General features: G+C 51.2%; 21 protein-coding genes and 3 tRNA genes. 22 read left to right on the top strand and 2 right to left on the bottom strand.

The annotated features are described in order from the left end of the window. The first annotated feature begins 23 nt into the window (after positions 1-23). The 6 genes from amaP to OCV31_RS08595 all read left to right on the top strand — a co-directional run bounded on the left by amaP (position 24) and on the right by OCV31_RS08595 (position 3022). A complete protein-coding gene (amaP, locus tag OCV31_RS08620) occupies positions 24-584 on the top strand; it encodes an alkaline shock response membrane anchor protein AmaP (RefSeq protein ID WP_267303913.1) in 561 nt (186 codons plus the stop codon). A 4-nt stretch (positions 585-588) separates the two neighbouring features. Beyond that, on the top strand, positions 589-924 hold the full coding sequence (locus OCV31_RS08615; protein WP_148474353.1) for a DUF2273 domain-containing protein: 336 nt from the start codon (positions 589-591) through the stop codon (positions 922-924). A gap of 16 nt (positions 925-940) precedes the next feature. Next, positions 941-1441, top strand: coding sequence for an Asp23/Gls24 family envelope stress response protein (locus tag OCV31_RS08610; RefSeq protein WP_148474352.1), 501 nt, complete (start codon positions 941-943; stop codon positions 1439-1441). 147 nt (positions 1442-1588) lie between these two features. Further along, positions 1589-2086: a methyltransferase family protein gene (locus tag OCV31_RS08605; RefSeq protein ID WP_148474349.1), complete on the top strand. Its 498-nt coding sequence runs from the start codon at positions 1589-1591 to the stop codon at positions 2084-2086. A gap of 307 nt (positions 2087-2393) precedes the next feature. Continuing rightward, the gene (locus OCV31_RS08600) at positions 2394-2597 is read left to right on the top strand and encodes a helix-turn-helix transcriptional regulator (RefSeq protein WP_148474347.1); all 204 of its coding nucleotides are present in this window, start codon (positions 2394-2396) and stop codon (positions 2595-2597) included. A gap of 8 nt (positions 2598-2605) precedes the next feature. After that, positions 2606-3022 (top strand): histidine kinase, encoded by a 417-nt coding sequence (locus OCV31_RS08595; protein ID WP_148474345.1) that lies wholly within the window; start codon positions 2606-2608, stop codon positions 3020-3022. A 137-nt stretch (positions 3023-3159) separates the two neighbouring features. On the opposite strand, the gene OCV31_RS08590 is transcribed toward OCV31_RS08595, so the two are convergent. Continuing rightward, positions 3160-3612, bottom strand: a complete 453-nt coding sequence (locus tag OCV31_RS08590) for a DUF4364 family protein (protein ID WP_148474343.1) — start codon at positions 3610-3612, stop codon at positions 3160-3162. Between the two features lie 87 nt (positions 3613-3699). On the opposite strand from OCV31_RS08590, the gene hpt reads away from it, so the two are divergent. From hpt to OCV31_RS08550, 8 genes are all read left to right on the top strand, one after another. Beyond that, a complete protein-coding gene (hpt, locus tag OCV31_RS08585; protein ID WP_148474341.1) occupies positions 3700-4221 on the top strand; it encodes a hypoxanthine phosphoribosyltransferase in 522 nt (173 codons plus the stop codon). Further along, positions 4172-5047: a CPBP family intramembrane glutamic endopeptidase gene (locus OCV31_RS08580; protein WP_148474338.1), complete on the top strand. Its 876-nt coding sequence runs from the start codon at positions 4172-4174 to the stop codon at positions 5045-5047. The genes hpt and OCV31_RS08580 overlap by 50 nt, the downstream gene beginning before the upstream one ends. Before the next feature lie 7 nt (positions 5048-5054). After that, a complete protein-coding gene (locus OCV31_RS08575) occupies positions 5055-5789 on the top strand; it encodes an SIR2 family NAD-dependent protein deacylase (RefSeq protein WP_317246791.1) in 735 nt (244 codons plus the stop codon). After that, positions 5782-6510, top strand: a complete 729-nt coding sequence (locus OCV31_RS08570) for a class I SAM-dependent DNA methyltransferase (RefSeq protein WP_148474336.1) — start codon at positions 5782-5784, stop codon at positions 6508-6510. Before OCV31_RS08575 ends, OCV31_RS08570 begins: the two co-directional genes overlap by 8 nt. Positions 6511-6519: 9 nt before the next feature. Beyond that, positions 6520-7413, top strand: coding sequence for an Hsp33 family molecular chaperone HslO (gene hslO / locus OCV31_RS08565; RefSeq protein WP_148474334.1), 894 nt, complete (start codon positions 6520-6522; stop codon positions 7411-7413). A gap of 84 nt (positions 7414-7497) precedes the next feature. Further along, positions 7498-7573: transfer RNA gene (locus tag OCV31_RS08560), tRNA-Phe, on the top strand. Positions 7574-7576: 3 nt separating this feature from the next. Then, a tRNA-Gly gene (locus tag OCV31_RS08555) sits at positions 7577-7651 on the top strand. 57 nt (positions 7652-7708) lie between these two features. Further along, positions 7709-7972 (top strand): DUF2700 domain-containing protein, encoded by a 264-nt coding sequence (locus OCV31_RS08550; RefSeq protein WP_148474332.1) that lies wholly within the window; start codon positions 7709-7711, stop codon positions 7970-7972. A gap of 132 nt (positions 7973-8104) precedes the next feature. Here OCV31_RS08550 and OCV31_RS08545 read toward each other — a convergent pair. Next, positions 8105-8178: transfer RNA gene (locus tag OCV31_RS08545), tRNA-Cys, on the bottom strand. Between the two features lie 150 nt (positions 8179-8328). Here OCV31_RS08545 and pheS point away from each other — a divergent pair. The 8 genes from pheS to OCV31_RS08505 are packed head-to-tail and all read left to right on the top strand — an operon-like array spanning position 8329 to position 21489. Then, positions 8329-9351, top strand: a complete 1023-nt coding sequence (gene pheS, locus OCV31_RS08540) for a phenylalanine--tRNA ligase subunit alpha (RefSeq protein ID WP_108830751.1) — start codon at positions 8329-8331, stop codon at positions 9349-9351. 13 nt (positions 9352-9364) lie between these two features. Then, complete coding sequence (pheT, locus tag OCV31_RS08535; RefSeq protein WP_148474330.1) at positions 9365-11761, top strand: phenylalanine--tRNA ligase subunit beta; 2397 nt, start codon at positions 9365-9367, stop codon at positions 11759-11761. Positions 11762-11771: 10 nt separating this feature from the next. Beyond that, complete coding sequence (zapA, locus tag OCV31_RS08530; RefSeq protein WP_148474328.1) at positions 11772-12329, top strand: cell division protein ZapA; 558 nt, start codon at positions 11772-11774, stop codon at positions 12327-12329. After that, the gene (locus OCV31_RS08525; RefSeq protein WP_148474326.1) at positions 12316-14586 is read left to right on the top strand and encodes a peptidase U32 family protein; all 2271 of its coding nucleotides are present in this window, start codon (positions 12316-12318) and stop codon (positions 14584-14586) included. The genes zapA and OCV31_RS08525 overlap by 14 nt, the downstream gene beginning before the upstream one ends. A gap of 27 nt (positions 14587-14613) precedes the next feature. Beyond that, a complete protein-coding gene (locus OCV31_RS08520) occupies positions 14614-16989 on the top strand; it encodes an endonuclease MutS2 (protein WP_148474324.1) in 2376 nt (791 codons plus the stop codon). Positions 16990-16997: 8 nt separating this feature from the next. After that, positions 16998-18707: an arginine--tRNA ligase gene (gene argS, locus OCV31_RS08515; RefSeq protein WP_148474322.1), complete on the top strand. Its 1710-nt coding sequence runs from the start codon at positions 16998-17000 to the stop codon at positions 18705-18707. A gap of 36 nt (positions 18708-18743) precedes the next feature. Continuing rightward, positions 18744-20399: a B12-binding domain-containing radical SAM protein gene (locus OCV31_RS08510; protein WP_148474320.1), complete on the top strand. Its 1656-nt coding sequence runs from the start codon at positions 18744-18746 to the stop codon at positions 20397-20399. Continuing rightward, positions 20389-21489 carry a tetratricopeptide repeat protein gene (locus tag OCV31_RS08505; RefSeq protein WP_267303912.1) on the top strand — a complete coding sequence of 367 codons (1101 nt, stop codon included), beginning with the start codon at positions 20389-20391 and terminating at the stop codon, positions 21487-21489. The genes OCV31_RS08510 and OCV31_RS08505 overlap by 11 nt, the downstream gene beginning before the upstream one ends. Positions 21490-21870 lie beyond the last annotated feature (381 nt).

Raw genomic sequence — 21870 nt, 5'->3', positions numbered from 1 at the left:
CTCGTGTTAAGGGAGGCATGTTTGTGAGAAAGAGTAAGAAGGCCATGGATATTCTCGTGGCCCTGGTACTTCTCGTCTTTGCCTGCGTTTGTTTCTTTTCATTTTACGGCAATGCCGTCGGTCTCGGCCGGTGGCAGGAAGCGTTGATCGGGATTTTAAATGAGGAATGGGGTTTTTATGCCTTTTCCGTATTTGCGGCTCTTACAGCTGTCTACGGATTGTTCCTTTTCCTGCGCTCATTAACCGTAAAGACGCGGGAAAGAAGCATTCGCATCAAGCATGGAGACGGCGAAGTGTATTTAACAGAATCGTCGGTGCGCTCGGTCGTGGCATGTACGGTGAAAAATTTTACCGAAGTGACCCGGCCCGAAGTGTCCGTGGATATCCACGGAGGCAAAGAGCCTACGATTCGATCGAAGATCACCTGCGGCGTTGCGGAAGTTACCAATCTGGACGCGTTGGCTGAATCCATTCAGGAACGCGTGCGGGAAAATTTGGAAAACTACGTGGGCTATCCCGTAGGCGATGTGGAAATCACCCTCACCGAGCCCGGTGAAGTGAAGACAGAACAGGTTGCGGGGTGAGGCGATGCGATTATTTACACAAGATGAACAGCAGCAGTTGCATTATTTAGGTGATTACGACATCGTTCCGCAAAATGCCGCAGCGCCCCGAATTGCGGAAAGCGCAAGCGCGCCTGCGGGAAGAAGGCGATTGGGAAATTTGTTTTCCTCTCCCCTCTTGAGACGCTACAAAAAAACCGTCGGCGGCATGGTGATGGGCCTCGTTATCGGGATTTTATTCATCACCATCGGATTTTTCAAAACCCTGCTCCTCGCCATTTTAATCGGCGCGGGCTTTGTGGTAGGCGGTTTCTTCGACCGCAATCCCGTCGTACTCAAGTTTTTAGATTCCATTGGTTAAGAGAAAGGACCGGATCATGACAAACGAAATCAAAAAAAATGCTGAAGAAGTAAAAGAAGCCTTAAAGGATTTGCCGGAAGTTCCCGGCGAAGAAGCAAAAGAAGTCGAGCACAGAGATTCCTTGATCTTTAATGATTCCGTCGTAGAAAAAATCGTCTCCCTGGCCGCCCGCGAAATCAAAGGCGTCTTGGACTTAAAAGGCGGCTTTATCTCCGGCATTACGGAAAGCTTCGGCGCATCCAACGACACCAAGGGCGTCGATGCCACGATCAACGGCAAGGAAGTTGTGCTGGACGTAAAAATTCTTCTGGAATTCGGCCAATCGGCACCGCGAATTTTCGAAGAATTAAAACAATACACGGAAAAACAACTGAAGCTTATGACTGGCTTGGACGTCGTGGAACTCAATATGGAAGTCGTCGACGTACTCACCCGCAAAGACTTCGAAGAAAAGAAACAAAAGAGCATTTCCAATCAAGTCGGATCCAACAAACAAGACTACAACCGTCAATGGTAAATCCAAGGACTTGATATAAAATCAGTTCGCGAAAAAACAGATGCTGAGACTCTCGGCATCTGTTTTTTTGTGACCGAAAAACGGTTTTACTATATAATAATCCTGAGAGATAATATCAAATAAAAACAAATAACGCAGGAGGGATGCATGAGTTATGACGATTTTAAAATGCCCGCTTTCGGCGTAGGGCCGATTTATGTACTTAGCTGTTTGTTTTTAACCACGCTCGGAATCATGTTTCGGGACAGAGGCTATTTGAAGGTGGGCTGTGCGGAACGGGGACGACTCTTTTTTGTCGCCTTCGGCATTTTATTTTTATTGGGCGGCATGTATCTCTGGGTTCATGCGGTGGTCTTTCAACGAATCAACGAAAAAGTTCGGGAGCGGAAGCTTTTGACCACCGGCGTCTACGGCTGCGTTCGAAACCCTGTATACAGTGCCTTCCTCTTTCTCTTTACCGGGGCTCTTCTTTTCGCTGCCAATTACCTCTTACTCCTACTGCCTATTCTCTTTTGGGCGATGCTCACCCTGTTAATGAAGCAGACGGAAGAGAAGTGGCTCTTTCGTCAATTCGGGGAGGAATACCTTACCTATTGCAGAAAAGTGAATCGCGTGATTCCGTGGTTTCCGAAAAGGAAGTCATGAGAATAAAAAATAACCCCCGGTCGAACCGGAGACTTAACAAATGGAGAGAAAAAATATTTAATGAATCGTTTATTTGCGTAAGCAAATGCCGTGGTAAGGCCTGGTAAAGATAGATTAATATGGATGAGCAGAGTAAGAAAAACGGAGGCTGAAAAATTCGACATCCGTTTTTTCTACGTCCATCCATTCGACGAAGTTTGCTTAAAGTGGGGATAGTATTTACAGGAAAGGAAGTTCGTGGTACTATTTATAGTACAAACTATGTACTATAAATAGTACGGTGGTGCCAAATCAAAGAGGATGAGGTATGGACGTAAAAATTGAAAACAGAATACGCGAATTTAGGAAAGAAAAGCATCTTTCGCAGCAAAAGTTGGCCCAGGCCGTGGGTTTAAAGCGTCGCTCCATTATGGCTTATGAGAACAACACCATCAGCCCCACCTTGGAGACCGCCTATAAAATCGCGAAAGTATTGGAGAAAGAGTTCACTGATGTATTTATTTTTAAATAGGAGGCACGATGGGCTTATTATTTAATGACAATGAGGCAATAAAAAAAGAAGTCGAAGAAAAATTCGGCGCTCAGGCGAAGTATCTTTTTGCAATGAAACATAATGGACCGGTGAAATCGACACTAAAGCTTTTTTTACTCGATGGACTTTATGCGTACGAAGCAAATAGAACCTTTGTCCTCGTCTTCGATAAAAAGGGCATTTATGAAAAGGAAATTTCGAACTCAGACAAAAAGGAATTTTACCTTTACCCGGAGAGCGAAATAGAAAAATTCGAGGTCCATCGCGAGACGAAAAAAGCCACGATTCATTTTCTTCATATCGGAAAGTCCATTGCTTACGAAATACCTTTCCGTGGACGTCTTTTTTCAGAGAATGAAGATCAATTTAATGGACTGGAGAAGGCAAACTGGCAGCAAATTTAAAAGGCAGGAATTTTTCAATTGAAAATAATTAAAAAAAGGCGAGAGGAGCATTAGAGTGCCCAAACGATGGATCATGAAATCCAACTTTATGGGATCACTCAAAAGTCCCTTCGTCTTTTTAATTGAATTCAAAAGTATTAACTATTGAAACGTCGAATTAATTCCTCCACCTGCTCGCCGTCATCTTCATTTTCAAAGCTTATTTTGAAGGCATCCTTCGATAAAGCCAGAGAAAAGACGAGCACGTCGTCCAATCGCTTTTGATAGACTCTGAAATTGCCCTCGTCGTAAACGGCGTAGCTCGCCTTGGGCAACCCGTCTTCTTGGACCACGGGAGTGGCGGCATCGCCGAACATGGCGAGGACGTCTTTGCCTTCTTCGGTTAAGGTAAGAATCTCGTCCGCGTCCTCGATAAAATCGGCATCGCACAATTCGCTCATGTATTGGCACAGAAAGAAGTAGTTCATGCGCCCTTCGTTTAAAACGGCGTCGTAAAAATCTTTCCGCCTCACCGGGCCCTTCCAGGCGTCGATGGAGGAGAGGAGATAGAGTTTGTCCGCCGCCAATGTGTGTAATGTTTCCTTTTTCATAGTATCACCTATAAGAATTATAGCACCCGAGGGGAAAAGATGGGCCGGATTCTGATATAATGAATGGAAAGTAAAAAGGAGGAGCCTATGGAAAAGAAAGAATTGGTGTTGTACTCGAGGGAAGCCATCGCCGAGCGCGTCGGGGAATTGGCAAAGGAGATCGACGCGGCCTACGCCGGCGAAGAGATTCTGATTATCGGCCTTTTGCGCGGCTGTTTCGTCTTCTGCTCGGACCTTGTTCGGGAAATGAAGAGCAAAATGGAAATCGACTTTATGACCACCTCCAGCTACGAAAACAACGAATCCTCTTCCGGGGATGTGAAGGTGTTCGGCGACTTGCGCAGTGAGGTGAAGGGCCGCCACGTGCTGATCGTCGACGACATTATCGACACGGGTCACACCCTTAAAACGGTGGCGGAAGCCATTGAAAAAATGGAGCCGTTGTCGGTGAAAACGGCGGTGATGCTCGACAAACCCTCCCGCAGACAAGTGGATTTTTCCGCCGATTTTACGGGATTTACCATCGACGATGTCTTTATCGTGGGCTATGGATTAAATTATGGGCCGTATTACAGAAATAAACTCTACATCTACACCTACGAAGATTAATTTCATTGGCCTGCTCTATTGGTGCGTCCCGGCGGCGATTTTGTTTTTGCTCTTAGGGCCGCTGTTTTCAAAGAGAGATCCTTTTTTCGGCATCGTGCTCACGGAGGCGGTGGCGATTTTTCTCCCGGCGATTTATTTCAGGAGCCGCTACGGCGGGAAAAAGCACGGAGGCATGGCCCTTGGCGAGGCGGCGCTCTTGACCGTGGCCGTCTTTCCCATCATCCTCGTGATCAACGGCATTTTTCTCGATGCCTTGAGCCGCATTTATCTTTTGGAAAATCAAAATCTGGACCTGCTCAGGGGCGACGTGGGCCTTTTTAAACAAATCCTTACCATGGCCCTGGCGCCGGCGATTATGGAGGAATTCTTTTTCCGCGGCGTCTTGTGCGAACAGTTTTCCCGCCGAAGCCCCAGGGGCGCCGTGGTTTTGTCGGCGGCACTTTTCGCCATTTTTCATTTCGAATTGCAAAACAGCTTGGCTCCCTTTCTCTTCGGATTGGTTCTGGGCTATATTTACCTCTACGGTGGTTTAAAGGCCTGTATTTTTTCCCATTTTCTTTATAATTTGTCATCCATTCTGTTTATCCACTTCTTTAACGAACGGTGGATCGCGTCCTTTTCAAAGGCGGGGCTCGTGCTTCGCCTGGGCGGCATAAAAAATGCCACCACGGTGATGCTCCTCGTGGCCGGCGCCGTGGGCGTGGCTTTGATTTTGCGCGCCTCCATAAAAAGGCCTTTACCTCGCGGCAAAAAGGCGGTGCGGCGCAAGGAGTGGATTCCGATTGCCATGCTCGCAGCTGTTTATATGATTCAATTACTTGTATAGGAGGTCGATGATGGATAAATTAGCAAGAGCGACAGAAATTCTAAAAAATGCGAAGTATGCCGTCTGTTTAACCGGTGCCGGCATCTCCACGGAATCAGGGATTCCCGATTTCAGAAGCGATAGGGGCTACTACACGAATTTTATTCCGGAAGACGCCCTGTCCGTCGGCGTGTTGGAAAGCAATCCTCAGCGCTTTTACAAAGAAGGCTACACGATTTTAAAGGATCTGGAAGGCAAAGAGCCCAATCCGGGCCACGTAGCTTTGGCCAAAATGCAGGAGAAGTGCATTATTCACGAAATCATTACGCAAAACATCGACGATCTGCATCAGGCGGCCGGCGCGAAGCAGGTGCTTCAGGTGCACGGCGACGCCTCCACGGCCCGTTGTGAGCGCTGCAACTACCGGGAAGATTTCAAGGCCTTCGACGAGCGCGTGCAGTCAGGGGAAATTCCTCCGAAATGCCCGAAATGCGGCGGCGTGATGCGAACCAATGTGGTTCTTTTCGGCGACGCCATGCCTCAAGCTTTTGATGACGCCGTGCGCGCCACGGAAAAAGCCGACACCATGATCGTCGTGGGTAGCTCCCTGAAAGTCATGCCCGTGGCTTATCTTCCGCGAATGGTGGAGCATTTAATTATCATCAACAAGGGCACCACGCCCTACGACCACAATGCCGAGGTGATTTTCGACGGGGAAGCCTCGCCCATTTTAACGGAAGTGGAGAAGCGACTCAGTGAGTGAATACGAAGCCTTTAGCCTGATCTACGACGCCGTTATGGCCAATTACGACTACGACGAGGCCTTTCGCTGGGTGAAACAAGTCGCCGGCGAAAGGGATCGGCTCGACATTCTCGAAATGGCCATGGGTACGGGAAAGCTCACGGAAAAACTCACGGCCATGGGCACGGTGGTAGGCTTCGATCGTTCCGAAGAAATGTTGATGCAGGCCTACCGGCGCCTCTACAAAAATCCCCGGGCCAAGTGGACAAAAATGGATCTGCGGAATTTTTCCTTCGGCAAATCCTTCGACTTGATCCTCTGCCTCTGCGACGGGCTCAATTACCTGCCCGATGAGGCGGATCTCTTGGCGTGCTTTAAACAGGTTCGGGCCCATTTAAAAACGGGCGGCCGCTTTCTCTTCGACTTAAATACCGCCGCCCGTTTTCGGGAATACGGCGACTTAAAAGAAATTCGCGACGAAGAGGGCTATTTTTTAACGTGGGAAAATCACTTCGACGGCGCCGTGAATCGCTACGTCATCACCGCCTTTTTGGAAGAAGAAGACGGCTCCTACGAGCGCTTCGACGAAATCCACGAAGAGTATGTATACAATGAAAAGACCGTGGAAAAATGCTTAAGGGAAGCGGGCTTGAAGGCGCTCGCCGCCTACGACGGCTATAGTTTTTCTCCCGCGACGCCGCAATCGAAGCGGATCAGTTTTGTCGCGGGCATCGACGAGTAAAGGAGTTTTATGACCGATACATGTATTCGCGCAATGAATGAAAAGGGCACCATCAAAGTGAGCGTGGCCACGGCCACGGCCTTGGTGGAAACCGCCCGCATCACCCATCAAACCTCGGCCACGGCTACGGCGGCCTTGGGACGAAGTTTAATTGCAGGGCTTTTGCTTCGAAATAAATTAAAGGGCAAAGAGGAATCCATGACCATGATCGTGGACGGATCCGGGCCTCTCGGAAGAATCGTGGTCACCGGCAGAAACAACGGCCACATTAAAGGCTATGTGGATCATCCCCAAGCGGACCTTCCCAGTCGCGAGACCGATGGCAAGCTGGATGTCGGCGCCGTCGTGGGCCTTCCCGGCACCTTGACCGTCACCATGGACTTGGGCATGCGGGAACCTTACACGGGAAAAGTCGCTCTCGTGAGCGGCGAAATCGGCGAAGACGTGGCCCAATACCTGTACCAATCCGAGCAGATTCCTTCCGCCGTCGGTTTAGGCGTCGCCGTGGACACGGATCTAAGCGTGAAACACGCCGGCGGTTTCATTATTGAAATCATGCCCGGTGCCGACAACGACGACATCGACCGCCTGGAAAAGACATTAAAGGGCGTGAAGTCCGTGACGGAACTTTTGGCTCAGGGCCTTGACACAGAGGGGCTCTTGCACGCCCTCTTGCCCGGTTACGAATTGAAGATCTTAAGCGAGGCACCCATCGCCTATGTCTGCGAATGTTCCAAGGAGAAAGTGGCGGATTCCATCGCCGCATTGCCCGACTTCGAGATTCGCGAAATGATCGACGAAGACAAGGGCTGCGAAGCCACCTGCCATTTCTGCAATCGCCGCTATCAATTCGACGAAGCGGAACTTGAGGCCATGCTCTCGGCCCACGAGGTGGAAGAGTAAATAATTTCTTCGGCCCGTTTAAAAATTTCTTGACAGATCCGTAAAGTTTCTGTAAGATAGAAAAAGGTTGTCGCTGACGACCTTGCCCAGATAGCTCAGTCGGTAGAGCAGCAGACTGAAAATCTGCGTGTCGCTGGTTCGATTCCGGCTCTGGGCACCACTTGCGGAAGTGGCTCAGTGGTAGAGCATCGCCTTGCCAAGGCGAGGGTCGCGAGTTCGAATCTCGTCTTCCGCTCCAAGCTCGGTTTATACCGGGCTTTTTTCTTGCTCAAATACATGATGAGGAGGCCGTTCAATGAAAATCATCAGAATCCTTTTGCCGCTTATATTATTCGGTGTGCTGGCCATTTATGCCATTCATCGGGCAAAAAAGATGCAGGATGCAGACGATAGGAGTGAAGAGGAGAGAGCCGAGGATCATATGGCCGAGGGCATGGCCATCGGCATGTGCTTCGGCACGGCGGTGGGAATCGCCTTGGGCGCGGAAAACCTGGCCATAGGAATCTCCGTCGGCATGTTGTTGGGCATGCTCGTCGGAATGAATGTGAAGGACAAATAGCTTTAAAACTCAGATTTCATTTTTGCTTGCGCACCTGTTTCGGCAGGTGCTGTTTTTTATGTATGAATGAAAGCGAGGCGCCAAAAGAAGTAAAAAAGAACACAAAAAAACCGCCGAGATTTCTCGACGGTTTGGAGGCGACACCCGGACTTGAACCGGGGATAAGGGTGTTGCAGACCCGCGCCTTACCACTTGGCTATGTCGCCTTACCTATTGACTATGTCAGTATAACATAGACTTTAAATATAAGCAAGGCGGATTTTTTGACAAGAGAAATTGGCGCCGATGCCCTATCCGCGCCTTATTCTATGGTATAATGAACCATTAGATCAGAGCACAAACCGAAGGGAGTACTTATGAAAGAGTTACTTGAAAAATTGGAATCCGGCGCACTGTCCGCCATTGACGGCGCCAAAACCATGGATGATTTGGAAAAAATTCGCCTGCAATACCTCGGTAAGAAAGGTGAATTAACTCAAATTTTAAAGGGCTTAGGTAAGTTGTCTAAGGAAGAACGCCCCATCGTCGGCAGTTTTGCCAACGAAGTGCGGGAAAAAGTTCAGGGAAAGCTTGAAGAAAAAATCGTCAACCTGAAAGAAAGCGTCTACGAAGCGCAAATGGAAGACGAATACCTGGACGTCACCTTAGATGCAGGGAAGCTCCGCGTCGGTCATCGCCATCCCCTTTTAAAGACGAAAGAAGAATTGGAAGATCTTTTCGTGGAAATGGGCTTCACCGTCGTGGACGGTCCGGAAATCGAAAGCGTCGCAAACAATTTCGACGCCTTAAATTCCCCGAAAAACCATCCCTCCCGCGACAAGAGCGACACCTTCTACATCGACGACAAAACCCTGCTTCGTACCCACACCTCGCCGATGCAAATTCGCGCCATGAAAGAATACGGCGCGCCCCTTCGCATTGTGAGCAGCGGTCGCGTCTTCCGTTTCGACGACGTGGACGACACCCACTCGCCCATGTTCCATCAATTTGAAGGCCTGGTCGTAGACAAAGGCGTGAGCCTGGCCAATTTAATCGACACATTAAATGTCTTCGTCAAAGAAATGTTCGGCGACGACATGCAAATCAGATACCGCCCCCACAACTTCCCATTTACGGAACCTTCCACGGAAGTTGACGTCACCTGCCTCGTCTGCCACGGGGAAGGCTGCCCCGCCTGCAACCACACGGGCTGGAGCATGGAATTGTTGGGCGCCGGCGTCGTTCACCCCAATGTCCTCAGAAACTGCGGCATCGACCCCGATGTTTACAGCGGTTTTGCCTTCGGCATGGGCATCGACCGAATTGCCATGGTTAAATACGGCATTACGGACATTCGCCTCATGTTTGAAAACGACGACCGTTTCTTGTCTCAATTCTAGGAGGTACTGAAGGATGTTATTACCCAAATCTTGGCTTGAAAAATACGTAGAACTCCCCGCCGACACGCGGACCATGTGCGATGAAATTACCGCCACGGGCAATCACGTGGAATCCATTATCGACCGCAGCAAAGGCCTCGAAGGCGTCGTCGTAGGAAAGATTTTAAAAATCGAACCCCACCCCAATGCAGACAAATTGGTCGTCTGCCAAATCGACGTGGGCGGCGAAGAAAAACAAATCTTAACGGCGGCGAAAAACGTCTTTGAAGGCGCTGTCGTTCCCGTAGCGCTGGACGGCGCAAAGCTTGTCGGCGGCATGAAAATTAAAGAAACGAAAATGCGCGGCCTGCCCAGCGAAGGCATGATGTGCTCTTTGGAAGAAGTGGGAATGGATACCTCCGTCATTCCGAAAGATGCCCGCGACGGGATCCATATTCTGCCCGACGACGTGCCCCTCGGAAGCGACTATGTGAAGATTCTGGAACTGGACAAGGAAGTCATCGAGCTCGAAATCACGCCGAATCGCCCGGACTGCTTAAGCGTACGCGGCATGGCGGTGGAAACGGCGGCCTCCACGAACAGCGCGTTGAAGGAAAATGCCGTTACCGTCACGGAAAACAGCGACGTGGCGATGAAAGATGCCTTTAACGGCCTTAATGTGGAAACGGAAAACGCGCCGCGTTTCTACCTCCGCATGCTCACGGACGTGGAAGTAAAGCCCTCGCCCCTTTGGATGCAAAACGACTTAATGGCCGCCGGTGTGCGCCCCATTAACAACATCGTCGACCTGACCAACTACGTCATGTTGGAATACGGCCAACCTCTCCACGCCTACGACCTGGAGCACTTAAAGGGCAAGGAAATCCAAGTGCGCATGGCGAAGGACAAAGAAAAAATGCACACCCTGGACGGCAACGAACACATCTTGTGTGAAGACGACATCGTCATCGCCGACAAGGAAGGCATTATCGGTCTTGCAGGCGTCATGGGCGGCGATATTTCCGGCGTCAGCGAAACGACCGCCACGGTCATCTTGGAAGGCGCCAATTTCGATGCCGATCACATTCGCAAGACATCGAAGCGCCAAGCCCTTCGCTCGGAAGCCTCCAGCCGCTTCGAAAAAGGCCTGGATCCCAATATGGCGAAAGAAGCCGTGGACCGCGTCTGCGAACTGGCCGTTGAAATCGGTGCGGCAAAAGTGGCCAAGGGCTGCTTCGATCATTACCCGAAAGAAGTCACGCCCTGGACGGTGGATGCAAAAGTGAGCCGCATCAACGCCCTTTTAGGCACGGAAATTTCCGGCGAAGGCATGGTGAAGATCTTGGAATCCCTCCTGATCCCCACGACCCTGGACGGCGATATGCTTCACGCCACGATTCCCACCTTCAGAGGCGATTTGCACATTTGGGAAGATTTGGCCGAAGAAGTGGGCCGGATTTACGGCTTCGGCAACATTACGCCCCAACCCTTAAAGGGCACATTGACTCGCGGGGGTAAGAGCCTGTTCCGCCGGGTACAAAAGCGCGCGGAAGACGTGCTTCTCGCCGCAGGCTTCGACGAATTTATGACCTACTCCTTCATGGGCCCCTCGGCTTTCGACCGGATTCAACTGGCGGCGGACGACCCCTTGAGAGAAGCCGTAAAAATATCAAATCCCCTCGGCGAAGAATACTCCATTATGCGGACCACCCTTCTTCCCAATATGTTGGATATTTTCGTAAAGAACATGAGCTACAAAAATCCCTCGGCCTACGGCTTTGAATTCGGTAATGTGTTCTCCGTGGATAAAGACGCCGACGGCTTGCCCGAGGAATACATGAAGCTCGCCATCGGTTTTTACGGCGAAGAAGATTTCTACTATCTGAAGAAAACCGTGGCCACGGTCTTGAAGCGCCTCGGCATCGACGGGGTGCGCTTCGTTCAGGTACAGGACTTCCCCCTGTTCCACAAGGGACGTCAAGCGGAAGTTTACATCGAAGACGAATGCATCGGTCGTTTCGGCTGCATTCATCCGAAGGCCCAAGCGAACTTAGGCATGAAACAGCCCGTTTACATGGCCGAATTGGATTTCTCGAAGATCGTGGAAAAGGCCAAGGACATCATTATCTACAAGCCCATCGCCCGCTTCCCCTCCATCGAACGGGATTTGGCCTTTATTGTCGACAAGAAGCTTGCGGCACAAGATCTTCTTGACTATGTGGAAAAAGAAGGCGGCGAACTTTTGGAATCCGTGGCCGTCTTTGACGTCTACTTCGGCAAGGGCATCGAAGAAGGCAAGAAGAGCATTGCGCTGAAGTTGGCCTTCCGCCACGCCGATCGGACCTTAAAAGAATCGGAAATTGCACACATTATCGATGGAATCATCGAAGGAATCGAAGGACAGTTTAACGCCAAATTACGATCTGAATAAGAGGTGTAAGATGACAACGACGCGCGTACAGGTTGAAATTGCAGGCATGACCTTTCACGTTATCGGCGAAGACGACGAAACGTACGTCAAGGCTTTGGCGGATGAGGCCAACGAGCGCATCCAAGAAGTGGAAAGCCACAACTACCGCTTAAATGACGTACAGGTATATATTTTAAGTCTCTTAAATGCGTTGGATGAAAAGAACAAGCAGGCCCGGGCCCAAGAAGCGGCCGACGCCTTGGCGGGAGATTCCCAAGGCGTGAAGGAGAAGCTTGAAGAAATCGACGCGCTGAATAAACGTCTGAAAGAAAATTCTAAGACCCTGGAGGCAAAAGATAAGAAGATCCAAGAGCTGGACGCCCGCTTCAAGGAATCCGACGACGAAAAGAAGAAGCTCGAGCGGGAAAAGGCGGCCTTATCGGAAGAAAAAGCAGCCGCCGAAGCGCAATTAAAGGCACGGGATGAAAAGATTCGCGAATTGGAAGAAAAGAACTACGAAACGCAAATGCGCCTCGTGGATCTGAATAAAGAAATATACGTCTTGCGCGGTGACCATGAACAGGAATAATCTGGAACTATTGGCACCGGCGGGATCCATGGCGTCTTTTTACGCGGCCATAAACAGCGGCGCCGATGCCGTCTATCTTGGCGGGAAGGAATTTTCCGCCAGAGCAAGTGCACAGAATTTCACGGCAGAGGAGATGGCGAAAGCTGTCTCCTATGCCCATGTCAGGGGCAAGCGCGTCTTCGTCACCTTAAACATTTTGCTTTCCGACGAAGAATGCGAACGGGCATTGAATTACGCGGCGGATCTCTACGAAATGGGCGTGGACGCCCTCATCGTGCAGGACATCGGCTTTGCGGAGCTCGTCCACAAGTACTTGCCGGATTTCGAACTTCACGCCTCGACCCAAATGAGCGTCATGGACCTTGAAGGCGCCCGCTATTTGGAGAAAATGGGCTTCAGCCGCGTGGTGGTGGGCAGAGAAATTTCTCCCGATGAAATTCGCCGCATCAAAGAAGGCACGAATCTTGAAATCGAAGCCTTTTGCCACGGCGCCCTCTGTGTTTCTATTAGCGGCCAATGTGAAATGAGCTCTTATATCGGCGCGAGAAGCGGCAATCGCGGCAATTGTGCCCAGCCCTGCAGAAAGCAGTACACCATCGAGGACGCTGCGGGAAATCCCGCCTACGACAAGGGCTATGTGATCAGCCCCAGGGACTTAAACACCATCCAATTTGTTGACCGACTGGCGGAGGCCGGCGTCTACTCCTTTAAATTGGAAGGCCGCATGAAAAGCCCGGAATACGTGGCGGTGGTGACAAGCAATTACAACAAAGCCTTGGGCGGCGAGGATTTCAAAATCGAAGAAATGGCCCAGATGTTTAACCGCTCCTACACCAAGGGCGTGGGCTTCGGCGATTTCGGCGACGCCTTTATTACGAAATCTCGCCCCAACCACCGCGGCGTGAAAATCGGCGTGGTGGTAAACAGCGATCCCGCCAAGGGCACGACGGTGGATTGGAAAAGGTTGCCCGACGAGGGAGATCTCTTGGAATTTACTGTGGCCGGGGAAAAGAAGCGCCACACCTTCGCGGGAAAGGCGGAAGAGGCCCTTCGCCTGCCCTTTGCGCCCGATGCGGGAACGACGGTGCTGCGCCTCTCTTCGGTGAAGCTCAACGAAACGGCGGCCCGTGAAGCTGAGGAAATCGCCGGCACCCGAGATGTAAGCGGCCATTTCTACGCCCACATCGGCGAATTGCCTCGCTTTACTTTAAGCGGCGATCATCGATCGGAGGCCGTGGGAGAAGATCCCCTGGAGCGTGCAAAAAAAGCGAAGGCGAACAAGGATCACATTCGGGAAAACTTAGGGAAATTTGACGGCTCCGTCTACGCATTAAAAGACGTGGAACTGGACATGGACGACGATGTCTTTCTGCCGATTTCCACGGTCAACGACCTCAGGCGTCGGGCCTTGGCAGATTACGAGAAAAAAGACGAGCGGACGCGGCCGGATTTCACCTTTTCCGAAAGCTTCAGAAAGAAAACCGTAGAAAATACTTTGCTCACCGTGGAGATCTCAGAGGAAGAGGCGATTTACGATTTGCCCTATCGAGCCATCGATCGCTTGGAGCTGTATTTTTTGCCTTCAAAAGAGGCCATGGCTTTCCTGAAGGGCGTGGACGTGCCGGTTTATTACAGTTTTCCCTACGAAACGCCGGCGGGCTACGACAAGGTCAAGAACTTTTTCGACGGCGGCGTCGTTCAAAATCTGGGCCAATTCGAAGACGTATCCGGACATATCGTGGTCGGAGAAGGACTCAATGTCTTTAACGCATACAGTTTCCGTCACTTTCATCAGGCCGAGAGCATAATTCCGTCTTTTGAATGCAAGAGGCAACAGCTGGAAGCCCTTTATCGACGCTTCGGCACCTGCGGCGAAATTTTGTATTACGGTTACCCCCGCTCCATGACCATGCGCCACTGCCCTATGAGTTTAGTCAAAGGCTGCGGCGTGGACCGCAAATGCGACACGTGCGCCTTCAGAAAGAATTACAGGCTCAGAGACGAGCGAAACGCCGCCTTTCCCTTCCGTCGCATCGGCGACATGACGGAGATATACAACAGCGTGCCCATCTATCTGGGCGATCGGGCGAAGTCCATTATGGCCGTGAAGCCTGCGGCGCTGAAGATTCGCGGGCGCGTCGGCGAAGACTTAAATAAAATCATTATGGAAGCGAGCCGCGTCATCGAAGGAAAGCCCGTGAAAAAGCCCGTGGTCAGCGAATTTACCCGCGGCCATTTCAATCGCGGAATCATCTAGAAGCAAGTGTTTAGAAGAGGAGGAGATATGGCGCCTAAAATCGAAGCCATTCTTGAATTTCACGACATTGTCGAACAATTAAAGAACTTGACGACGTCGAGCATCGGCAAGAAGCGTTGCGAAACCATGCGCTTTTCCGCCGATCCCGCAGTCATCGAACAGAGGCAGCAGGAGACCGAAGAGGCTTTTCGCCTCCTGGTCGAGCGCTCGGCTCCTCCCTTGTCCGGCGCCCGCCCCGTGGCGAAAAGCGCCCACTACGCTTCCCGCGGCGGCGTGCTCCACATAAGCGAGCTTTTGGAAATCGGCGATTCCCTTCGCGGCGTCTCTCGCATGCGCAAATACATGGCCGAGGCCGACGAATCCGCGGAAGACCCCTATCCTTCTATTCGCGCCATGGTATCGGCCCTGTGGACTCAGGGAGATCTCAGAGAGCGCATCGAAGCCACCATCGAATCGGAAGATTCCATTTACGACGATGCCTCCCCGAAGTTGAAGACCATCCGCCGTTCTTTGGCGCGGAAAAAAGATCAGGTGCGGGACAAATTGCAGGCCATTTTAAATTCTCAGGACCTGCAGGAATCCCTGCAGGATTCCCTCGTCACCATGCGTGAAGGCCGCTACGTGGTCCCCGTGCGCCACGACGCGAGAAGCAAAGTAAAGGGCCTGGTTCACGACATGAGCGCTTCGGGCCAAACGGTGTACATCGAGCCCATGGCCATTGTGGAGGCGAACAACGAGATCCGTCAGCTGGAGCTGGAAGAACGAGACGAGATTCAGCGCATCTTGGAAGAGCTTTCCCAAGAAGTGGGTCAGTACCCGGAAGCCTTCGCGGAAAACGAGCGACTCTTCGGTCAGCTGGATTTTATCTTCGCCAAGGCCAAGCTGGCCTCGGATCAAAACGCCGTGCGTCCCAAGCTTTCCGAGAAGCGCATCACAAAGCTGATTAACGCGCGCCATCCCTTAATCGACCGCCATAAAGTGGTGCCCTTGAATTTGGAATTAGGCGGCGACAATCAGGGTCTGATTATTACCGGGCCCAACACCGGGGGCAAGACCGTGAGCCTGAAGACCTTGGGACTCATGGTGCTTATGACCCAATACGGCCTGCACATTCCCGCAGACCGCGGCACCACCGTGGGCATTTACAACGGCGTCTATGCCGACATCGGCGACGAACAGAGCATCGAACAGTCTCTTTCCACCTTCAGCGGCCACATGGTGCACATCGTGGACATTTTAAAGGCCGTGGACGAAAACAGCTTGGTCCTCTTCGACGAACTGGGCGCCGGCACCGACCCCACGGAAGGGGCGGCCCTGGCACTGAGTATTATCGAACACCTAATGGCCAAGGGCGTGAGCTTTATGGCCACCACCCACTACACCCAGCTCAAGCTCTATGCCTTGACAAGGGATGGCGTGCAAAACGCCTCCATGGAATTCGACGTGGAGACATTGACGCCCACCTACCGCCTCCACGTGGGCGTGCCCGGCAAGAGCAACGCCTTTGAAATTTCCTCCCGCCTCGGACTTCCGAAAGAAATTTTGGACGGCGCCGAAGATTTTCTGGAAGGCGAAGACATCGCCTTTGAAGACGTGCTCACCACCTTGGAAGCGGAACGCAGTCGCTTGGAAAAGCGGGAAGCGGAGCTTGTGCAACTCACCGGCGAATATCGGCGGGAAATGGCGGAAGCGAAAAAGACGGCGAATCGGATAAATGCCGAAAAGGATCAGATTTTGCAGCGGGCGAGAGACGAAGCCCGCCGCATCGTAAAGTCTGCCAAAGAAGATGCGGATCTCGCCGTGTCCGAAATACGGGATATTCGCGAGCAACTCAGAAAAGAAGATGCCCAAACTCTGCAACAGGCCCAAGATCTTTTGCGGGAAGGGGGCAAAAAGTATCGCGACAAAGACGAAGGCATCGTGCTGAAGCGGGCGGCCAAACCAGCCAAGGCCCTGAAGCCGGGAGACGAAGTCTACGCGGAATCATTAGGCGTGTCCGCCACGGTACTTGAAGGGCCCGACAACAAAGGCGAGGTCCTTGTGCAGGCGGGTTTAATGAAAATGACCCTACCCGCCGCATCCTTGATTCGCAGCGAACCACAGGCAAAGGCAGAGAAAAAAGTCAACACGTCGAAAGTGCGGCAAAAGAAGCAAAAGAACGCCAAGGTGGAATTCGATATTCGAGGCAAAACCTTCGAAGAGGCGGAGCCCATTTTGGAAAAAGCATTGGACGACGGATATTTAGCTTCCCTGGACCGGATACGAATCATTCACGGAAAGGGAACGGGGATGCTGCGCAAGAAAGTAAAGGAATACTTGCGTCACCATCCCTTGGTTAAAAAGCAGGAAGATGCCGAGCCGGCAGAAGGCGGCAGTGGCGTGACCATTGCATACTTAAGATAGGAGAGACTATGATCGATTTTAAAGAACAAATTGCAGAAGGGCTGGCTCGGGAAACGGGGCTGGAGAAAAACGAACTACTTTTAAAGATTGAAACGCCGCCGGACAAAAAAATGGGGGACTACGCCTTCCCTACCTTTACCCTGGCGAAAACCATGCGGAAAAATCCGGCCATTATTGCGCAAGAACTGAAAGAAAAATTGGAAGGCATGGAAGGCATCGAACAGATCGTCGTTGCCGGGCCCTACCTAAACTTTTTCATCGACACGAAAACCCTGGCCGAAAACGTGCTGAAGGCCGTGGTAGAAGAAGGGGATCGCTTCGGTGCCTCGAATCTCGGCGAAGGCAAAACCGTCATCGTGGAATACTCCTCGCCGAACATCGCCAAGCCCTTCCACATCGGTCACATTCGCACCACCATTATCGGCGATTCCATTAAGCGCATTTACAAGCACTTGGGCTACAAAGTCGAGGCCATTAACCACTTAGGCGATTACGGCACCCAATTCGGCATGATGATCGAAGCCTACAAGCGCTGGGGCGACGATGAAGTCATCGAAAAAAACGCCATTCCCGAACTGGTGAAACTTTACGTTCGCATTAACAAAGAGGCGGAAGAAGACCAAGAACTTTTGGACAATTCCAGAGAGTGGTTCAGAAAGCTGGAAAGCGGCGACGAAGAAGCTGTCTCCCTCTGGCAATGGTTCCGCGATCTGAGCTTAAAAGAATTCGAACGGGTCTACGATATGCTGGATGTGGAATTTGATTCCTTCCGCGGCGAATCCTATTACTCCGAATTAATGATGAAGGCCGTGGACGAAATCAAGGAAAAGGGCCTTTTGGTGGAAGATCAAGGGGCGCAAATCATCAATTTGGACAAATACAATTTGCCCCCGTCCATTATTATTAAAAGCGACGGCTCCACTATTTATTTGACCCGCGACATCGCCACGGCCATTTTCAGAAAAGAACACTACGACTTCTACAAGAATATCTACGTCGTGGGCAGTCAACAAAACCTTCACTTCCAACAATTAAAAGCCATTTTAAAAGAAATGGGCTACGACTGGGCCGACGACTGCATCCACGTGCCCTTCGGCATGGTCTCTCTGCCGGAAGGTACCCTCTCCACCCGGAAGGGCAAAGTCGTCTACCTGGAAGATGTTTTGAATCGCGCCGTGGACAAAGTGGAAGACATTTTAAAAGAGCGTGAAGAAACGAGCGGCATGAAAATGGACAATCGCGACGAGCTGGCCCATCAAGTGGGCATCGGCGCCGTGAAATTCCAAGAGCTCTTTAATCAACGGATTAAAGACTACGTCTTTGATTGGGATCGCACCTTAAGTTTCGACGGCGAAACAGGCCCCTATGTTCAATACACACACGCCCGCATGAATTCCCTTCTGGAAAAAGGTGGCTTCGACGTAAGCCGGCCGGTGGATGCGTCCCTGCTCACCTCAAAGGAAGAAAAAGAACTCTTGCAAAAACTTTACGGCTTCAATCAAGTGATCGTAGACAGCCACGAAAAGTACGAACCCTATTTCGTGACCCGCTACATTACCGACTGCGCAAAAATTTTCAACAAGTACTACACCAATACGCCCATTCTCGTCGACGACGATGCACTGAAACAGGCCCGCCTGCTTTTGGTATACGGCGTCAAAAACATGATCCGCATTGGTTTGGATCTTTTGGGCATCGAAGCCCCGGACAAAATGTAAGAAAGAGGCGAAAGCCTCTTTTTTTATGGAGGAAGAATGAACCCTTTACTCGTCGCCCTAAACGCCAGCTACGTTCACACAAATTTGGCCGTGCGCCTTCTTAAAGAATCCACGAAGCGGCCGGTGGGCCTTCTGGAAATGACCATTAATGAATCGAAAGACGTCATGCTGCAGAAAATCCTGCGGAAGCGCCCCGATGTGATCCTTTACTCTGCCTATATTTGGAATTGGCCTGAGATCGAAACTCTGGGCCGCTATATAAAAAAGGCCTTTCCCGAGATCAAACAATACGTCGGCGGTCCGGAAGTCACCTACGACAGCGTCGAGCGCATGGGAGAAGCGGCGTGGATCGACGGCATCTTGCGCGGCGAAGGCGAAGACAGTTTCGACGATTTTTTAGCCTATCTCGCCGGCGAAGCCGAAGCGGAGGCGGTGGCGGGCCTGGTGTATCGCTCCGGAAATAAAATACAGGCGAACCCCGTGAAAGGACCGCTTTCCATGGATGGCCTTCCCGCCGGCTACGAAGAGGAAGACTTGAATCATCGCATCGCCTATTACGAATCCATGCGCGGCTGCCCCTACCACTGCAGCTACTGTTTGTCGTCCGAAGACGATGTGGTGCGCTACCGAAGCGCGGAAGAAATCAAAGCCCATATGCGTCGAATTTTCCGGACGGGAACGAAGCTGGTAAAATTCGTGGACCGATCCTTTCACATTCGTCCCGCGCGCACAAAAGAGATCCTTCGCTTCTTCATCGACGAGGCGCCGAAGGGCATGTGCATCCACTTTGAAATGAATTTGGAACACATGACCCCTGAAGTGGCTGAGGTAATCAATGAAGCGCCGGCGGGCCTCTTTCAAATCGAGGCGGGAATCCAATCGGTGAACCCGGAAGTGAACCGGCGCATCCACCGGAGCACGGATCTGGACAAAATGAAGCGGGCCATGGCCATGATCGACCGAGACAAAGTGCATATCCACGTGGATCTCATCGTCGGTCTTCCCGGAGAAGATATAGAAAGCTTTCTTCAAGGCTTTGACCGGGTGGTGCCTCTCGGAGCGAAAAAGATTCAAATCGGCTTTTTAAAATTGCTCCGCGGTACGGAACTGCGACGCAGGGCCGAAGAATTTCACATCGTCTACGACGACCGCCCGCCCTACGAGGTGATCCGCACCGATGTCCTTCGGGCAAGTGAAGTGCTATTACTGAAAAATTTTGCCACCATTGTGGAAAACTATTACGACGAAGACGTTTTTCTCGCCGTAAAAGCCGAAGTCAAGAAGCGAGGCCTGTGCCCGTCGGAATTCTATATGGCCATGGCTCGGGCACTTGAACAAAACATTCACCGAATGCCTCTGAAAAATCGCGAGGGCAAGTACCGCTTCCTTTACAGCTTTTTAGAAGAAGCGAGCCTGTTGGACGAGGCTATGTACGCGGCTTTGAAAGAAGACTTCTATTTTGCGGAGAATCGCTACATCGGCGGTGTCCTGCCCGTGGAGGATCCGGAAGTGGACCGTCAGTCCGTGGTGGAATTTCTGAAAAACCACCCGGACTTTGTTCCCGCAGACGATCCCCTCAAAGCGTCGAAACAGGTGCGCGGCATTCATTTACCGGGGCGCGTGCGCTACATTTACTACGAAAACGGAAAATATAAAGATCACAGAGATGAAAGGAAGGACCATGGACAGTAAGAAATACCTAAGGGACTGGTACGACGCCATCGGCTTCTTGGAACAAATTCCCGGTCGCGAGAAAATATTGAACGGCGCGCCCATACCCATGTTGCAAAAAGACCTTGTTAGCGAAATCAAGGCGCAGCGCGGCGACGGCACCATGGATTACCGCCACATTTTTACCGCCATGTGCGTTCTCGTCGCCTTGGATCCGGAATTTCCCTATGCCGACGTGTACCTGAAATTTTTAAAAGAAAATCGAGACGACGCCATTCGCGCCATCGATCGGCAGTTGGCCATTGCCCTGAAACAGGAAGAGGCGGAATTCGCCTACTTAATGGCGCGGGCCAAAGAGTGCATACGAGGGGATGTGCGTGATCGACTGGAGACCACCTATGCCATGGAGGGCATCTACAATAAAAACTGGGGGCAGGGAGAAGACTTAAGCGATCTGTTAAAAGAAATCACCGATCGCTACGAGTCCGTCATTAACGACGAACCGAACTGCGCCGAAGCCTACGGAGCGCTGGGGCGGCTTTTCGAAGCGCAGGCCCTCTACATCAAGGCGAAGTTTTACGACGAAAAGGCCCTGGCCCTCGCCGAAGACGATCTATTGAAAGAACAAATGCGAATGGCACTTGAGCGGGTGGAAGAGCCGGCGGCCATTGACGGGGCGAAGACCTACTTGCACTACGGAAAATACGAAGACGCCATTGCCGCTATTCAGTCCCTGGATTCCAAGTACACCGAGCCCGCTCTGTGCGCACACATTCTGGGCATGGCCTATTACGGATTGAGAGACATGGACAAAGCCATCGCCTTTCTCGAAGACGCGGCATCCCACGGCGACGACGGCGAAATCGAAAACGACCTGGCCATCGCCCTGGCCGCCGCGGGAAGAGAAGAGGAAGCCCTGGAAGTTCTCACAAATCTTCTGGACAAAGAAAACGACAATCGCACCGCCCTTATGAACCGAGGCATTCTCTATTACAGAGAAGAAAAGTTTTCAGAAGCGCTGAACGACTTCGAAAAAGCCTACCGTCTCGCCTCGGATCCGGACCTGTGGGCCCTGATTGAGCAGACGAGAGAGCTGGCGGAAAGGGCGTAAAGGAAGAGATAAACTGAAGTAAAATTCGTGTTGACAAGAAATAGTGACCTGCGTATAATAATACTTACCTATTTGAGCGAACGCACTCGCGAGAGAAAAAGTTCAAAAAATAGGTTGACAAAAGTCGCCATCACATGGTAGACTATACAAGTTGTCACGTGAGGCACGTCAAAAAAACTTTTTACAAAGATTTAAAAAGTGCTTGACAAAAAAGCCTCTGCGGGATATACTAAATAAGCTGTTTCGTAAGACACAGCGCTGAACCAAGTTAATTAAATGGTATAAGAGATTAAACCATAACAATCTATAAGCTTAAAGCGGAACACAGTCAGTGGATCCGAGCTAAGCAAACTCAAAGTTTTTATTGAGAGTTTGATCCTG

Source organism: Aedoeadaptatus acetigenes (assembly GCF_025566985.1).
GTDB classification, from domain to species: domain Bacteria; phylum Bacillota; class Clostridia; order Tissierellales; family Peptoniphilaceae; genus Aedoeadaptatus; species Aedoeadaptatus acetigenes.
Note: the sequence above shows the minus strand (reverse complement) of the source record. Positions and strands in the feature narration are given on the sequence as shown.

Coding starts and splice junctions, on each gene's coding strand:
- OCV31_RS08615 (WP_148474353.1), top strand. CDS start 589: ATGCGATTATTTACACAAGATGAACAGCAGCAGTTGCATTATTTAGGT.
- OCV31_RS08610 (WP_148474352.1), top strand. CDS start 941: ATGACAAACGAAATCAAAAAAAATGCTGAAGAAGTAAAAGAAGCCTTA.
- OCV31_RS08605 (WP_148474349.1), top strand. CDS start 1,589: ATGAGTTATGACGATTTTAAAATGCCCGCTTTCGGCGTAGGGCCGATT.
- OCV31_RS08600 (WP_148474347.1), top strand. CDS start 2,394: ATGGACGTAAAAATTGAAAACAGAATACGCGAATTTAGGAAAGAAAAG.
- OCV31_RS08595 (WP_148474345.1), top strand. CDS start 2,606: ATGGGCTTATTATTTAATGACAATGAGGCAATAAAAAAAGAAGTCGAA.
- OCV31_RS08590 (WP_148474343.1), bottom strand. CDS start 3,612: ATGAAAAAGGAAACATTACACACATTGGCGGCGGACAAACTCTATCTC.
- hpt (WP_148474341.1), top strand. CDS start 3,700: ATGGAAAAGAAAGAATTGGTGTTGTACTCGAGGGAAGCCATCGCCGAG.
- OCV31_RS08580 (WP_148474338.1), top strand. CDS start 4,172: ATGGGCCGTATTACAGAAATAAACTCTACATCTACACCTACGAAGATT.
- OCV31_RS08575 (WP_317246791.1), top strand. CDS start 5,055: ATGATGGATAAATTAGCAAGAGCGACAGAAATTCTAAAAAATGCGAAG.
- hslO (WP_148474334.1), top strand. CDS start 6,520: ATGACCGATACATGTATTCGCGCAATGAATGAAAAGGGCACCATCAAA.
- OCV31_RS08550 (WP_148474332.1), top strand. CDS start 7,709: ATGAAAATCATCAGAATCCTTTTGCCGCTTATATTATTCGGTGTGCTG.
- pheS (WP_108830751.1), top strand. CDS start 8,329: ATGAAAGAGTTACTTGAAAAATTGGAATCCGGCGCACTGTCCGCCATT.
- pheT (WP_148474330.1), top strand. CDS start 9,365: ATGTTATTACCCAAATCTTGGCTTGAAAAATACGTAGAACTCCCCGCC.
- zapA (WP_148474328.1), top strand. CDS start 11,772: ATGACAACGACGCGCGTACAGGTTGAAATTGCAGGCATGACCTTTCAC.
- OCV31_RS08525 (WP_148474326.1), top strand. CDS start 12,316: ATGAACAGGAATAATCTGGAACTATTGGCACCGGCGGGATCCATGGCG.
- OCV31_RS08520 (WP_148474324.1), top strand. CDS start 14,614: ATGGCGCCTAAAATCGAAGCCATTCTTGAATTTCACGACATTGTCGAA.
- argS (WP_148474322.1), top strand. CDS start 16,998: ATGATCGATTTTAAAGAACAAATTGCAGAAGGGCTGGCTCGGGAAACG.
- OCV31_RS08510 (WP_148474320.1), top strand. CDS start 18,744: ATGAACCCTTTACTCGTCGCCCTAAACGCCAGCTACGTTCACACAAAT.
- OCV31_RS08505 (WP_267303912.1), top strand. CDS start 20,389: ATGGACAGTAAGAAATACCTAAGGGACTGGTACGACGCCATCGGCTTC.